Genomic DNA, 14,673 nt, shown 5'->3' with positions numbered 1-14,673 from the left:
TTGTCAACACCATAAGTCTACTCTTTTTTAGTTTTTTGTTGATTCCCTATACAAATCTAAAAAATCTGTAGACTTTTTTATTTATCCTTCTCCAGACACACTTTTGGGAACAGTATCAGCGAATATCAGTCGGGAGATGCAAAAAATCGGGAAAATACTAACGGCCTGATGCCGACAAACGACCGGGCGGCGAGGACCCAGTCCAGGTCATTGCCGCCCGATCGATCGTTTGTAGAAGAATTATTTACTTCTGAATCTCTGAAGGTTCCTTCCAAGATATATTAGCACCCCACCCAGTGATTAAGAATTTTATTCGCAGATCTAAGGGGCATAACCTCTCCCCATACTATTCAAAAATCTTATTAAGCAAGGTTGCCAAACGATAGGCAGCCCGGACGAGCTGCCGCTCGGCGAGCAGGTAGGTATCCTGTACGAACGTATTGTCGTACACCTCGTCGGGCTGCTGCCAGTCGTAGATCACCAGGCAGTCAACGGCCGTCTCATGCACCCATTCGCGCGGAGTCCCGGCCGCTATGGCCCGACGCTCGCGTTTCGTATGGGTATCCAGCTGTTCGCGGTACTCCGAATAGCTCCAGCCATGCGCACGGTCGAGCACGCCCCAGTCCCACACGGCATGATAGGACATCTTCTTGCCGTTGAGCACGGCCCGGCCGCTCTTACACCCTGGATACTTCACATGACTCGGGCAGTGCATATCCCCGGCGATGTGGATGACATACATCAGGTTCAGCCGCACGAGCGAATCGTCCATCTCCCGGTAGTTGCGCAGGCGGTCGCAGGCCTGCATGAGCGCCACGACACAATTCACCTTGCCGTCACGCAGGGTGTCGACCAGCTGCATCTGCCCGTCGACATAGCTGACATGCTCAATATCGCGGGAGCCCGGGGTACTGCGATACTTGTCCATGTAGGAGGCATAGTAGACGATGGAGTGTTCCAGATAGCGGGCGATGCTGCGTTTGGCGCGGCGGGTCAGATGCTGTTCGGCGATGCTGGCGATGGCGTCGTGGCGCGTGCGGTCCCAGGCAACTGACGAATATACTGATCCAAAGCTAAATACACATAATAAGAGCCATTTCCTGACTTTTGCCTTATCTAATCTTTGTAATAGCCATATTCCCTTCATTGAATATATGGTATTTTTATTACAACTTTCTTCACATATTCCCCATCTTTTACTTTTATTCCGGGCAGATGTACCTGATTAGGGAAGAGGAATACCAGCTGGGTTGAATCTGTGTAAATCTCCTGCCAAGAGGATGCTGTTTGATAAAATTCAATATCATTCGTGTCATTGTAAGGCTGAACAATTCCATGAACGTCATCTAATGATGTTATTTTAATTTTTTCACGCCCAGATATTACATATTGCAAATCGATGTATTTACGATGTGCCTCAAAACAAGCAGAATCCTTGGTTTCGTAATTAGATACTATAGCAAAAGTGTTACCATCGCAGGTTATTTTATATGTACCTTCTGCAAGCGTTCGCAAATTGTTATTACACAAAAAATCTAAAGCTTGTTGCCATGATTTGGGATTTTTCTGTACTTGGATCGCAAATTCTCTTTTGTCTGTAACCGACGATGGTATTGCTTTGAATTTATGCTGCCAATCCGACTTTGTATACCAATCATTTAGTTTATCTTCGCTCCAATATGCCGCGGAAATATTATTGTTATTACACGAATAAATCGTTAGCGACAATAGCAATAACAAGACAAATCTCATAGTAAACTTTATTTATAACCAATATTTTCACTATAACCTGCGCAAAAATACGGATATTTGAAATTTTTAAATTTATTATTAAAGATGCAAATATTCCCAATATTATGAGATATGTAAACTCCACATGCCTCTCTGGTCTTTCCTCCTAGCTCATCCTCAAGATACCCTCGATGCATAAACTCATTGTTTTTAATATCAATAAAGAGGTCTACAAAATGTGTATTAAATGCATTTCGATATATCCCAACACCATTAAAACAGTTGGAAATTTTATTATTCTGAAATAATATATATCCTTCTTCAAAAATATTTTTATTTTCATACCCATCACGGACAGACAATCCTGTGTAAAATCCGTTTATCTCATTATTTTCTACGACTGTAGGGCTTTTGGGGGATCCACAACTGTACCCCTCATTTAGCATGATACCGGCAGTTCCACCCCAATAAACTTCAATTTTCCCATTATCTGTTGTTTGTGTAGATTTAATATGAGTATAATAGAAATTTGTTGTAAAAGGATAAGTTGTTTTGATTATATTACCTTTGATCAAGGCTGACCGCCCAGCACAAACAATTCCTTGTGGACTTGCATAAATAGTATTCCCGACAATTTCTGAATTCCAGCAACCCTGAACAACTTTAATTCCGCCCCATACATTATTGCTTGCAGTGCAATTTCTAACATAGCAATTGCCAGAACTTATACCGTCTGCAGAGTTACTTCTTGTAATATTGAATGCGTGTGTAGCCCCATTGGACGAACAAAATTCGAATCCAGAATCCCAACAAGACATAACCTTAAATATATTATATATAGAGTAATTTACATATGCTTTTTCCTTTGAATGCAGAATCTTAATTAAATTTTCTGAAAAATTGGAATGGCAATCTGTTATCTTGATTCCTCTGCTATATGCACAATATATAACAGATAAAGATGTATTACCGGATTTATCAAATGTCTCGACAGAAGAATTATATTCAACAGATTCTACGGAGCAGTTTTTTGCATATCTGATATATAAAACCTGATAGCACTGACTTGTACCTATAATTCTAAATTTATTGAGATGTACATCTGATATCATATCTATCTTATGGACAGTTGTAGCATTTCTTTCTATGAATCCATCTGTTGGGGGTACTGGCTCACGACTATTATCCTTGAAATATGAAGGGAAAATACGATTATTCTTTGTTGTGAGGCTATTCCCAGATATTGATAGGACTTCGTCAAATTCACCAAAAAAAACACTAGACTTACGAGTCCGACCCAACACCCAGTCTATATCATAATTTACACCGGCAATTCCTTCTCGTAACATTGAATTCCGTTGAGACTGAATTAGTATATCATTTCCCGGCTGAAGATCCAAGTGTTGTTTTAGGTAAATTTTATTGGTATAATCCGAAATATCAGATGATATTTCAACTCCTTCATGTTTGACGCCTTCAATTATAAATAAACGAGTGCCCAAAGGTGTAAACACCGTTTTATTCCCGCTACCAATAATTGTCTTTCCAGAAGGAACTCTGATCTCCGAACACTTGTATTCACCTTGAGGGACAAAGATTGTGTCTCTTTCTGTTAATGCAATCTCAAAAGCATCCGCCCAGTCTTCCCCGTTTTTATGAATAGCATATTCCGTTATATCGGCGATTTTGGACGAGGGGAGAGTTTTTCCGGAATCAATATTTTCTTTTGTGCAGCTGCCAATAATGGCAGCTGCACAGATTGACAAACAAAAATTTATCATAGACCTCATGCTATAATTGGCTAAATGCAAAATAATATAATGCAGTTGAACTAGTATCTCCGTTTGCACTCCCTGAGCCATCACTACGCTCATTAGGTTGACCTTGTGTCGTAATTCTTATTGACAAGTTGTCTAAGCCTGCCGAATTAGGAATTTTAAAACATAATGATGGCATTGTATAAAGTCTAGAGTAATCGCTCTTTGAGCTAGATCCACTTGATAAAGAGTTCCATAATTCAAATTCTCCATTTGGCAAATCAGTCCACGTTACTCCATCAGTACAATATTGGACTTTCCAATACCTCGCAGCAGACCCATAGCTCCCCATTATAAATGAAAAGTATATATCGCCTGTGCAACTTTTGGTTGATGTGGATAGTTCATAGTAATACCCTCCATAACCAGGATCCCATACAGAACTGGTTGAGTAGCCTTTATAACAACTACCGTCACTTGGCTCCTGACTAATATCCGATAAACAATATGAAATGCGTTCTTTGCTGTTGGGTTCTTCTTTACCCACAATGCCTGCACATAAATCAAATGAGCCATTACCAAAAGCCGGATTCCAATTAGCCCCACTTGTATTGATCCCCAGCCAATAAACAAATGGAGTAAAAACAGGAGTAATGTCTGACACATGAAGATCCTTACTGCTTCTTATGCGCAAAGTATGCGTATAGGTTTCTCCGACAAGACGTTTCAAATTATTGGGATCCCCTTTAATTCTCATCATCTCTCCCTTATCTGGCATGACAATAGCCACAATATCATACTCCTTACGCGATAATTGCTGATCGTATTTTTGCGTAAACGATGCCAATGTTCTTATGGTCGCCATATTCCCCGTTTTATCAAGTATAGGGGTAAGTGCATACTTACAATGTCCCTCTTTCCAGGTTCCGACATTGCAAATGGTTCCTATTGGATTGGCAAAATAAACACCTTTGAGTCGAACCAATGTGTTCGGATAATTGCTAATCAGAGAAATATCCGTTAATTCAACAGGTGTTGCAGCCTCTCCAAGCAATGTCGTATTATCAGAAAGATTATTTTGTGTCACATTGGTGATAACTGTCCCTAGATCATTTCGCTCAACAACGGTTCCGGGCAACCACACCGTTAATTTGTCATTAACAGAATAAATATTTGCACTTTCATCTTGTAACTGTACCACAATACCTTTATTGCTATCATCTTGCATATATACAAGTCTTTTATCTGCAATATTCTCTGTGGTAAGGTCATTAATCACATATCCTTGAATTTTATAATTCTCTTCGATGATACCGGTTAATTCTGAAACCGCCGATACGGGAATTAACTCTGCAGTTTCAAACTTAAATTCAGGCAACTGGGTAAGAGGAATATCAAGATACAATTCCTCCAAACTATCTTCCATGTAAAATCGAATCGTTGCAAACCGTTTCTTCCCGGAGGTATTTTTACTACATTTGATGGTCTGGGAAATATCTCCTTTATCGATTAATTGACACCAAGAAATATCTTCCCCTGGCGTTTTAGGCAACACCTCTGCATACCATCTGACGTTTGTTTCAAGTTCAACATTTAAATTTCCGCCATCGCATCCGAAACTCAAAAATTCGGTATTTGATTTTAAATATGGTGCGGCTCCTTTTTGTGTTACGAGGGTTGTGAAGAGAATATTTCCTTGAGAATCACGAATATTAAGATTACAGGTCCTTGGATATGGTGAATCTAACTGTGAAACATTAATAAAAAAACGTCCATCATCTTTTCCATGATCTGGATATATTGAAATCCAATCTGAAGTTTCATTTTCAAATGTTAACGATACATTCCAAGATTGATTAGAATATACGAATATGGTCAATCCTGTTCCATCCAAAAGCGATGTCGCCGAATTATCCAATACAAATTCACCAGAATCGTTTTGAGCGATCACTTCAAAATAAGGTGTTCCAACATCTTCAGCCTTTTGACAGGATGCAAGCATAATAATACTTGCTATAATGATATTAACAACACGTTTCATAATATTAATTTTTAATATTTATTCCCTTTAGCAAACCAAACCTTTGACAACATATCGTCAGCTTGTGTATCCAGTCTAGCAACTGCAGCTTTCCAATTTTCATAGTTTGTTGTTTGTGTTATCAAAGGATACCTTAGCCGCGTAGGTAATACAACATTTCCAAATTCATCTTTATTAACCATTGCCGGACCTATCGGCATTTCGGGTAGTCCAGTTCTTCTATAATCACACCAGGCTTCATAACCGACAAGGAACATCGCAATATATTTCTGCTCCATAATACGTTCCAAAGTTCCATTATATGCTGCGCTACTGGGACTTTGTAAAAAAGCACCAGGCTCAAAAGCCTCATTCCCGGTCCATTGCCGAATAGATGCGGTTACCGCTTGATTATAAAGATCTTCCGTTGACGTTCCGGTTGTTACAAGTCCTCGGAATTGGGCCTCTGCCAAGATAAACAGCACTTCTGCATAATTCATGAGTGTCGATGGAGAAGTATCAGTACTCAATGACGAAGCATAAGTACACGCAATATCACGCATTTCAGCAATATAGTCATTGTTCATTCCCGATGCCATCCCAATATATTCTCCATTTTTAGGTTTCGCATAGTACGGCAACCGAGGATCAGAAGACGCGTTAAGCAAATCGACAAGAGTTGCCCCAAGGGTATTATTCTGACTCATAGGGTCTGTCGCTGTAGAGGGGCCAAATCCATTATAAAAAGGATTAACACCCGTGTACTTTAAAATTGCAGCATCTGCATTGGAAGCAAAAAGAGGATATATGGATGGATTATCCAACATATTCTGAATTTCGAATATGGGATCCATTTCAGCCATTTCACATTTGCTTACTCGCATTAAAAGTCGCAGACGTAATGAATTTGTGAATTTTTGCCATTTCGAGAAATCTCCCTGATAAAGTAAATCTCGCTCCGGATAGTCCATCTGGCCAGACAAATTATAGAGCGTATTTGCTTTATTTAGTTCATTGATCATTTGAGTGTATACCTCTTCCTGCGTATCATATTTGGGATGCGATATTCCATTCTCCCATTGAAAAGCTTCCGAATAAGGAACCTCCCCAAACAACGCTGTTATAACTTCGGCAATATATACTTTCAATGTCAATGCAACAGCCTGGAGATTCTCATCTTCGTTTTTAATTGCCATCTCATACATATGAGCAGCATTGGAAGCCCATCTGTAATAATTTTGCCAGGTTGAAGTTGATTCCGTCGCTCGTATATCATAGTTGGCAGTTAATTCTTGTCCATTCACATACATGGAATACTGCATAAGTTGGCTATTTATCCTCCAGGATCTATAGAAAATAGTCCAATGTCCGGAATAGATTATATCCTGCATCAACTTGGATGGAGTAGCTTTCCCGTATGTCTGCTGATTGGGATTGTGATTCATTTCTTCAAACTGGCTACATCCCGATAGAATAGGCACCAGAGTGACAATCAGGAATATAATTTTATACATGGTTTTCATAGTCTTCGAATTTTAGAACTTCAACTTAAGATTGACGCCATATGACCTTGTCATGGGGAATGAAGCTGCTTCAAGTCCAGTTGTAATACTCGAACCATCCATACAAGCCACTTCCGGATCAAATTGAGGCCATTTAGTCCACATAGCTAAATTGGTTGCAAAGAACCCGATTGAGGCTCCTGTCAAAAATTTAGTTTTTGCAAGTAATTTAGAGGGGAAATTGTATTCCAACCTTACTTCTCGAAGTTTGATATAATCGGTTCGATAAATATTAGCCTCGACGTTTTCCCGGGCATACCACTGGTCATAATAATAAGAGATACTTTTGGCCACGGTCGTATTTTTAGAATAAGATCCGGTTGATGAGTCATAGCAATAACCATCACCAATGATTCCGTCATAACGACCTTCCAATGTGTTTTTCAATTTACCAGTCATCGATAAAATGGATGCGGTATTAGAATAGGCACGCCCCCCAAAAGCTCCGTCAACTTGAACGAATAGCCTGAAATTACGATATGAGATGGTATTAGTAATGCCGCCTTTCCATTTATTTTGAGTCTCTCCCAAATATTTCATAGTTGCTTTATCAACAACTGGATTGCCTGTTTCTTTATCAAAAAGAATCTCTCCTGATATATCCTTTAGGGAGCCATCTTCCATCGTGATAACAGTTCCTTCCGGCACACGGGCAAAGCCAGTTCCATAAATGGCCCCTAACGTTCCTCCTGGCATCGCAAGAACCTGTGCTTGATTCAATTTGGCAATCTGCCAGGAATCTACACCTTCTGCAAGTTCAACTACTTCATTTTTGTTTCGAGAATATACTACGGCAACATCCCATTTAAAGTTCTTATTATAAACAGGACGACCAGTTAGTGAGATTTCAAGGCCTTTATTGGTAATTAGACCGGCATTAATAAATGTATTATAGAATCCGGTAGCGGGGTCAACCGGTGCCGTCAAAATTTGATTATAGCTGTCTGAAATATATCCTGTGATATCAAATCCAAGACGTCCCTTAAAGAATTTACCCTCAACGCCAACCTCCCAACTACGCGTCATTTCCGGTTTGATTTCTGCTGACGAAATAGTGGTAGGCAGGATTACACCTCCTCCAAATTTGCTGTTGGTGTAATAACTTTCTATAGCATAGGCATCCGTATCATTTCCTACTTTCGCCCACGAACCACGAAGTTTCAACATGTCGACATGTTTTCCCATGTCAAATATTGATGAGAATAAAATACTCAAACTTACAGATGGGTAAAAATAGGAGTTCCAACGCGGATCCAATGTACTGGACCAGTCATTGCGTCCGGTGAGATCAAGATATGCATAATCTTTATACCCGATTTGCGCTACACCGTACAAACTATTGATTTGTTTTTCACTTCTCCAACTGTTCGTTTGCAAGGTTGATGTCGCGTTGGACAAAGTATATTCATCGGGGATTTCCAATGCAACAGCCGTTTGAGAGTAACGAGAGTAACCTTGGTTCATGATATTACCTCCAAACATTCCTGTGACGGTAAAATCCCCAAAAGTATTGTCGTATTTAAGCAAAAAATCGGTATTGACTTCCCGTTGCGATATGATCATCTCCTTGTATTGTCCATATTGATAGCTTTTGCTTCCCCACGGTTTTCGTTGAGTTCTCAAATCCGAACTGAAATCCAAACCCGCTCTCAACATAAGATTCAAATGCTTAGTGATATCCACGGATACAGACGCCGTGCCATAAACGCGGTCTCTGTCCATCGTGTTTAATTGTTCGTATGCCTGAAGATACGGGCTATCTGCATTAGAATAAAAAGCATTATTCCGCGTATAGTCATACTCTTCAATTACCTGCTTGTAATTGCGCCACCAATTTTGATCGATATTGGGTGAAGACCATACCAAAGCTCCGGGAATGGTTGCACGCCCATATCCAGACATGGGAAGGTTATCGCTTGTTTTGCGATTATATGTAACCTTGGCATTGAGGTTAACATATTTTCCTACCGGAGAAGAAAACGATGCACTTAACACCTGTCGCTCATATCCGGAGTTGGGAGTTATCCAATCATTTCTGGTATCAGAATACGAAAGACGTCCAGATGTTCCTTTCCCGTTACTTCCGTCAATAGAAACAGAGTTCATATAGGTCAATCCTGTTTTATAGAATCCCTTATACCAATCCCTCGCTTTCCACTCACTTTTATAGTACTGACCATTTTCATCAATATTACCATATTGATAAAATTGTTGTCCTTTAAACTCTGGACCATATGCATAATGGTTTGAGGATTTACTCAAACCTTCCTCTGCAATCTTATAATAAGAATACACGGTCTCTTGCGCCAGAGAATTTCGGTTTCCAGCACCGAACCTATCCTGAAAATCAGGCCAATACCCAGGATCTTCCCATGTAAATGAGGAGTTAATGGTTACTCCGAAGCCTTTCGTTGTTTTACCGGATTTTGTTGTTATGATAATAGCGCCATTCGCGGCTCTGGATCCGTACAATGCTGTTGCTGAAGCTCCTTTTAGGACCGTAACCGATTCTATGTCATCCGGATTCAGGTCGCTCGCTCCATTTCCATAATCGATAGGCATGTCCACACTTGTAGAGTTATATGCAGAACCTGCAGTTCCGTTACCGACCATTGTATTGGTAATAGGGACACCGTCTATGACAAATAATGCCTCATTTTTTGTAGGATCCAATGAACTTTCTCCTCTCAACGTTACTCGAATGGAGCCAGAAGGCCCAGCCGCAGCTGAATTAAAATTCAGACCAGCGACCTTTCCGGAAAGGCCATTTAGCCAGTTACTGGAAACGGAATTTGTAAAAGCCTCATTGCTTACTTTCGACACTGAATATCCAAGGGCCTTTTCTGATCGTTTAATTCCTAGGGCTGTGATAACAGTCCCTTCAATGAGAATTGCATCTTCATCTAAAGTAACATCTATTTTATTATATGCGCCAACCCGTTGTTGCTTTTCTTTGTACCCAATCATAGAAAAGACCAAAACATCCTCGGCTGTAACTTTAATTGAATAATCGCCTTTCATTCCGGTCGTTGTCCCTTGATGGGAACCTGCAATCACAACCGCGACTCCTGCAAGAGGCGCTCCATTTTGGTCAGATACAATGCCGCTTACAATACGGCTTTTTTGCGCAAATACCATTGTCGTACTTAATGCAAGGACAGCCGATGCAATCCAATGAAATAGTTTATGATAATTCATAATTAAGTTTATTTAGGAGTTCATGTTAGGTCGTATTTGTCACATTGTATAATCTGTTATCGATTTGTGATGGTTGACATTACTTGTTTTTTCGTTTGTCCTTTTCTTTTTGTCGGGCTTCGATATTTGCTTGCGAATATTTTACTCGTCCAGGCTTAAAAATCAAATGTTTTAGGTATCCTTTTGAGGACACTATTTTCTCATTCAGGACATCATCTTCGGAGAACTTGGCCATATAGATCTCGCCCAGTTGTGTGCGCTGATGATCATATGAAATGTATATATATCCATCTGGACCCTGAAAACCGGTTGGATATGAAACCCCAGTCCGATCATCAAGCAACAGATTTCCATGCCATGTTTTACCTTCATCAAAAGACAAAAATGCCCGAAGATGAGAACGCTTCTTCAACTTTTTGTCCGGCATTCCATGACGTACTAACAACAGAGCTCCGGAGTCTAATCTCCGAATAAAGTGACGAGAATTCACGTGTTTGGAATACAGTTCAGGCGCACTCCAAGAATAGCCTTTATCGGAGGAAAAGCTTTGGTAGATACCAAGACCGGTGCGTGCTGTCATCCACCAACGACCATCCTGCAATTCAATAAATTGATGTTCATCAAATGAAGGCGATGGATATTGTACAAAGCCTCTATCTTCCCAAGTTTTCCCTTGATCTGTAGAAACAAATGCATGTGCTCCACGAACAGAATCTAACTCGCGGTGAGCTTCACGTAAAGGATTGGCCGTCCATCCTCGCTCAAGAAGGATGTCCATTCTACTTCTAGGCCATAAACTTACTGGCAGGACCCATTCTCCTGTGGACATCACCGTTGGTTTATTTAGAGAACAGCCAAATCCTATATATTGAGGAGTTGACCACACCGGATCCTCTGCATCAGGATTTTCACAAATCGAATACCAGTTTCCTGCTCTTCCATCAAAATAGGTCATGGCCTGATCCATAAAAAGCCAAAGACGCCCAAGGGGATCAGTCCATAGTTGCCCAACAATAGTTCTGCGTTTAAAAGGCAGGGTGTTGTTATGAGGATCTATCACAAACTTTGTATCGGACCATTTTTTCCCATCATTATCACTCCATGCGAGTAGAAAAAATGCATCAGCATTATCTCCACCCCCAACCCAACAATTCCAAATGCGACCTTTAGGTGTTCTCTCAATCCCGATAGTCATTCCATAATCTAGAATTTTTCGAGTATATTTTTTGTCTGTGACTTTTTTTATAATTGGCGGTTCCATGGCAAAAGAATCACATGCCTTAAAAAGACTCTCTTGATTAGTCTGTGAGTAACCGAATGTTGCATGCTGCAATAGAATAACACAGACAATTAGGATGATACGTTTCATAGTGCTTGTTTATTACGATTATTTCTTATAAATTTTTGACTATATTTTTTAATCCGGCTTTTAATGCCCCCATATCTGATCCTAGCGCCAACGCGGTATACCCGTAATTCTCAAGTTGTACAATTTTTGCAGAATCTCGGATTAAAATTCCTGCTTGTTTGCCGGATCTTCTAGCCGCAAGTGCAACCCGTTTTAAAGCGTCATCAAACTCTATTGTTGGCAGATTATGCCGCATCGACAATTCAAATGAAAGATCTCTAGGGCCGACAAAAAGCATATCAACGCCCTCTACAGATGCGATTGACTCAGCATTACAAACTCCCTCATAACTTTCAATCTGCGCCAAGAAAAGAGGTTGGCTCATATTTTCCGGTTTTTGACTTGCGTCTAATCCATATGTAAAGCATCTTGTAGATGTTGAAAGCCCTCTAAATCCATTAGGCGGAAAATTCATTGCTTTAACGATACGCTCCGCTTCACTTACACTTTCAACATGAGGTACCATAATACCATCTACGCCAACATCGAGCACATGAGCAATCAACGAAGCACTATATTCTCCAATACGAACAATAATCTTTACCCCCGAATTCTTGGCAGCATGCATATTTGCAAGAAGGTTACTTTCATTTATTCCGCCATGCTCCATATCAAACAAAAGCCAGTCAAATCCAAACTTTGCAACAATCTCTGTTACAATCGGAGCTCCTATCGAGATCCATGAACCCTTTCCTAATACTCTATTATTCATATTATAAATCATTTATTTGTTTATTGCCGACCAATCCTTGATATGCATCATTAATCTTCTGCATCGTAAAATCAGCCAAACCTTTTGACATGCTATTTGATGTACCAATTAGGAAGAAATCTTTTGATTTATTAAAATATCCAGCTCCGACTCTAATTACACTCTTAAAAATCATATTCCTTAAGAAATGCAGCCAAAAGCGTTTTTCAAAGTGTGCTGGTAACTCTCGGAAATCTTCATAACCCATTATGAGTGGTTTAAGTTCTTCCCAAGAGTGAAAACATGCCATTAAGGAGATGTCATCTGTTGGATCCCCTGCGATAGCATCATCCCAATCAATAATAGCAGAAATATTTGTAGGAGTTCCTATTATATTCCAAAATGCAATGTCTTTATGAACAAGACATCCTCTCTCTAGATCTAGATAGGCGCTATTATTAATGATGGCCTGGAAAATTTCATCTACAAATCTACTTGATAGAAATCCATGATTTTTTAAGAAATTAAGATGGGTGTCCAGATTTTGAAAGTAGTAATCACGATATCGAGGATATAATCCTCTCAATTTCATATCACTTAATACATAATTGCTGTCAAATAGTCCAAAGCCGTCGAATGATATATTTTGCCACATGGCTATATAGCGCCCTAGCTGAAACATAATGGAAGATGTTTCAAGTTCTCCTTGTTTATAGTAGCTATTTACATCCGGATCTTTTAAGGTTTCCATGATTTGATACGCAAATGGATATTGTTTCCGGGAACAATCAACCTTAAAAATGTGTGGCACTGGAATACTTAATCCGTTGACCTGTGAGATTATTTCTGATTCCACTACCATATATTCATCATTATCATTACTATTTTCGATTCTGATGAAATATTTTTCTCCAGAGTTATAAGCAATAAAATTTTGATGATTCCCTTGTCCAAATGCTTTTGTTATCTCAAATTGGGAATTACCAAAAAAATCAATACATAATGCTTCAATATAGGGTATTAATTCTTTAGCAGCTTGCTCATCCTCTTTTCCCAATGTCACAAAAGCATTGGGACGATCACATTTCCAGTAATATATATTTTGTCTATTAGCCATTTTTAGTCCTTTTTAAATCGCCATATGGTTGCCAACACACCTCCTACAATCGTTTGCATTATTGAACAAAAGACAGACGGTATTGCAATTAATGGCATAAGTAACGGGAAGTTATTTTTTGCTAAAACAGCAGCAAGTCCACCATTCTGCATTCCTGTTTCACAGGCGATGGCTTTTGAGATTCCTTTGTCAAACTTAAAAATCCGGCCCCAAGTATATCCTAAACCAAATCCTAGTGAGTGTAAAAGAGTTGCTGCGATAATAAGATTGCCTGCATAATTTAATATCAACACCTTATTATCAATTACAGCGGGAGCGATGATTCCTCCAGAGATCATGACGATTGCCAATGTAGAGATAACAGGTCCTGTTTGACCAAGAGCTTCAACAAATTTGGGAAATTTCCAATTAATTATTACGCCTAACGACACTGGAATTAAAACAACTTGCACTACACTTAAAAACATTCCCCACGCGTCCACAGGTACCATTTGTCCCGCAAATAACATGATTAACATTGGAGTCATGAATATCCCTAATATTGTAGATACCGCAGTAGACACAACGGATAAAGCGAGGTTAGCTCTACCAATATATGCAATCATATTACTGGCCGTGCCTCCTGGGCAACATGCCACAATGATAAGACCAACGGCGAACTCCTTGGGTAGCCCTAATATAATAGAGACTAACCACCCTGACAATGGCATGACAGTATATTGAGAGATGGCTGCAATAATTACAGTCTTAGGCTGTTTGAATAAATTGCTGAAATTCTCAATTCTAAGAGTCAATCCCATACTTAGCATTACTATTGATAATGCAAGTGTCATCCATGATCCTCTTGTAGACCAAAGAAAAATACCAGGATAAAAATATCCCAAAACAAAACTTAATACAATCCAAAGGGCGTATAAGTTAATAAACCATGTTGCTATTTTTTTCATAATTTTCGTTTTTTTGCAATCGATTGCATTCAATAAACAATTAAATTTAAAAGAAATCTGATGAACTCTCCATAGGCTAAAATTAGTAATAAAAACAGTGAAACATACTTTTATCTATTATACTTCATTAGCGTCCCGTTAAAATGGGACGAGTTAAACAATTAATCAAATAGCCCCGGAATAATGGGATTATATAGATCTTTGACATCATTGAAATTAGTCTTGTCGAACAGGTCACGCAA

At 39.4% G+C, this 14,673-nt stretch carries 10 protein-coding genes; all 10 read right to left on the bottom strand.

Annotated features, from left to right (window positions below):
• Positions 1–346: 346 nt before the first annotated feature.
• Entirely contained in the window at positions 347–1,147 is an 801-nt protein-coding gene (locus B5G16_RS12030; RefSeq protein WP_087264226.1) for a S1/P1 nuclease, read from the bottom strand.
• Positions 1,144–1,752 (bottom strand): YhcH/YjgK/YiaL family protein, encoded by a 609-nt coding sequence (locus B5G16_RS12025; RefSeq protein ID WP_087264224.1) that lies wholly within the window; start codon positions 1,750–1,752, stop codon positions 1,144–1,146. Before B5G16_RS12025 ends, B5G16_RS12030 begins: the two co-directional genes overlap by 4 nt.
• A gap of 8 nt (positions 1,753–1,760) precedes the next feature.
• Positions 1,761–3,593: a right-handed parallel beta-helix repeat-containing protein gene (locus tag B5G16_RS12685; RefSeq protein ID WP_143260902.1), complete on the bottom strand. Its 1,833-nt coding sequence runs from the start codon at positions 3,591–3,593 to the stop codon at positions 1,761–1,763.
• Positions 3,523–5,529 carry a DUF5689 domain-containing protein gene (locus B5G16_RS12680; protein ID WP_143260901.1) on the bottom strand — a complete coding sequence of 669 codons (2,007 nt, stop codon included), beginning with the start codon at positions 5,527–5,529 and terminating at the stop codon, positions 3,523–3,525. Before B5G16_RS12680 ends, B5G16_RS12685 begins: the two co-directional genes overlap by 71 nt.
• Before the next feature lie 11 nt (positions 5,530–5,540).
• Entirely contained in the window at positions 5,541–7,031 is a 1,491-nt protein-coding gene (locus B5G16_RS12015; protein ID WP_087264219.1) for a SusD/RagB family nutrient-binding outer membrane lipoprotein, read from the bottom strand.
• A gap of 12 nt (positions 7,032–7,043) precedes the next feature.
• Entirely contained in the window at positions 7,044–10,268 is a 3,225-nt protein-coding gene (locus B5G16_RS12010) for a SusC/RagA family TonB-linked outer membrane protein (RefSeq protein ID WP_087264217.1), read from the bottom strand.
• A gap of 79 nt (positions 10,269–10,347) precedes the next feature.
• Positions 10,348–11,637, bottom strand: coding sequence for a sialidase family protein (locus B5G16_RS12005; RefSeq protein WP_087264215.1), 1,290 nt, complete (start codon positions 11,635–11,637; stop codon positions 10,348–10,350).
• A gap of 25 nt (positions 11,638–11,662) precedes the next feature.
• Complete coding sequence (locus tag B5G16_RS12000) at positions 11,663–12,388, bottom strand: HpcH/HpaI aldolase family protein (RefSeq protein ID WP_162612072.1); 726 nt, start codon at positions 12,386–12,388, stop codon at positions 11,663–11,665.
• 1 nt (position 12,389) lies between these two features.
• Entirely contained in the window at positions 12,390–13,484 is a 1,095-nt protein-coding gene (locus tag B5G16_RS11995) for a phosphotransferase family protein (protein ID WP_087264211.1), read from the bottom strand.
• A gap of 2 nt (positions 13,485–13,486) precedes the next feature.
• On the bottom strand, positions 13,487–14,431 hold the full coding sequence (locus B5G16_RS11990; RefSeq protein ID WP_087264209.1) for a bile acid:sodium symporter family protein: 945 nt from the start codon (positions 14,429–14,431) through the stop codon (positions 13,487–13,489).
• Positions 14,432–14,673: the final 242 nt, after the last annotated feature.

The sequence above is a fragment of the Alistipes sp. An66 genome, from assembly GCF_002161445.1.
GTDB lineage: Bacteria > Bacteroidota > Bacteroidia > Bacteroidales > Rikenellaceae > Alistipes > Alistipes cottocaccae.
This window is presented reverse-complemented; position numbering and strand designations above follow the sequence as displayed.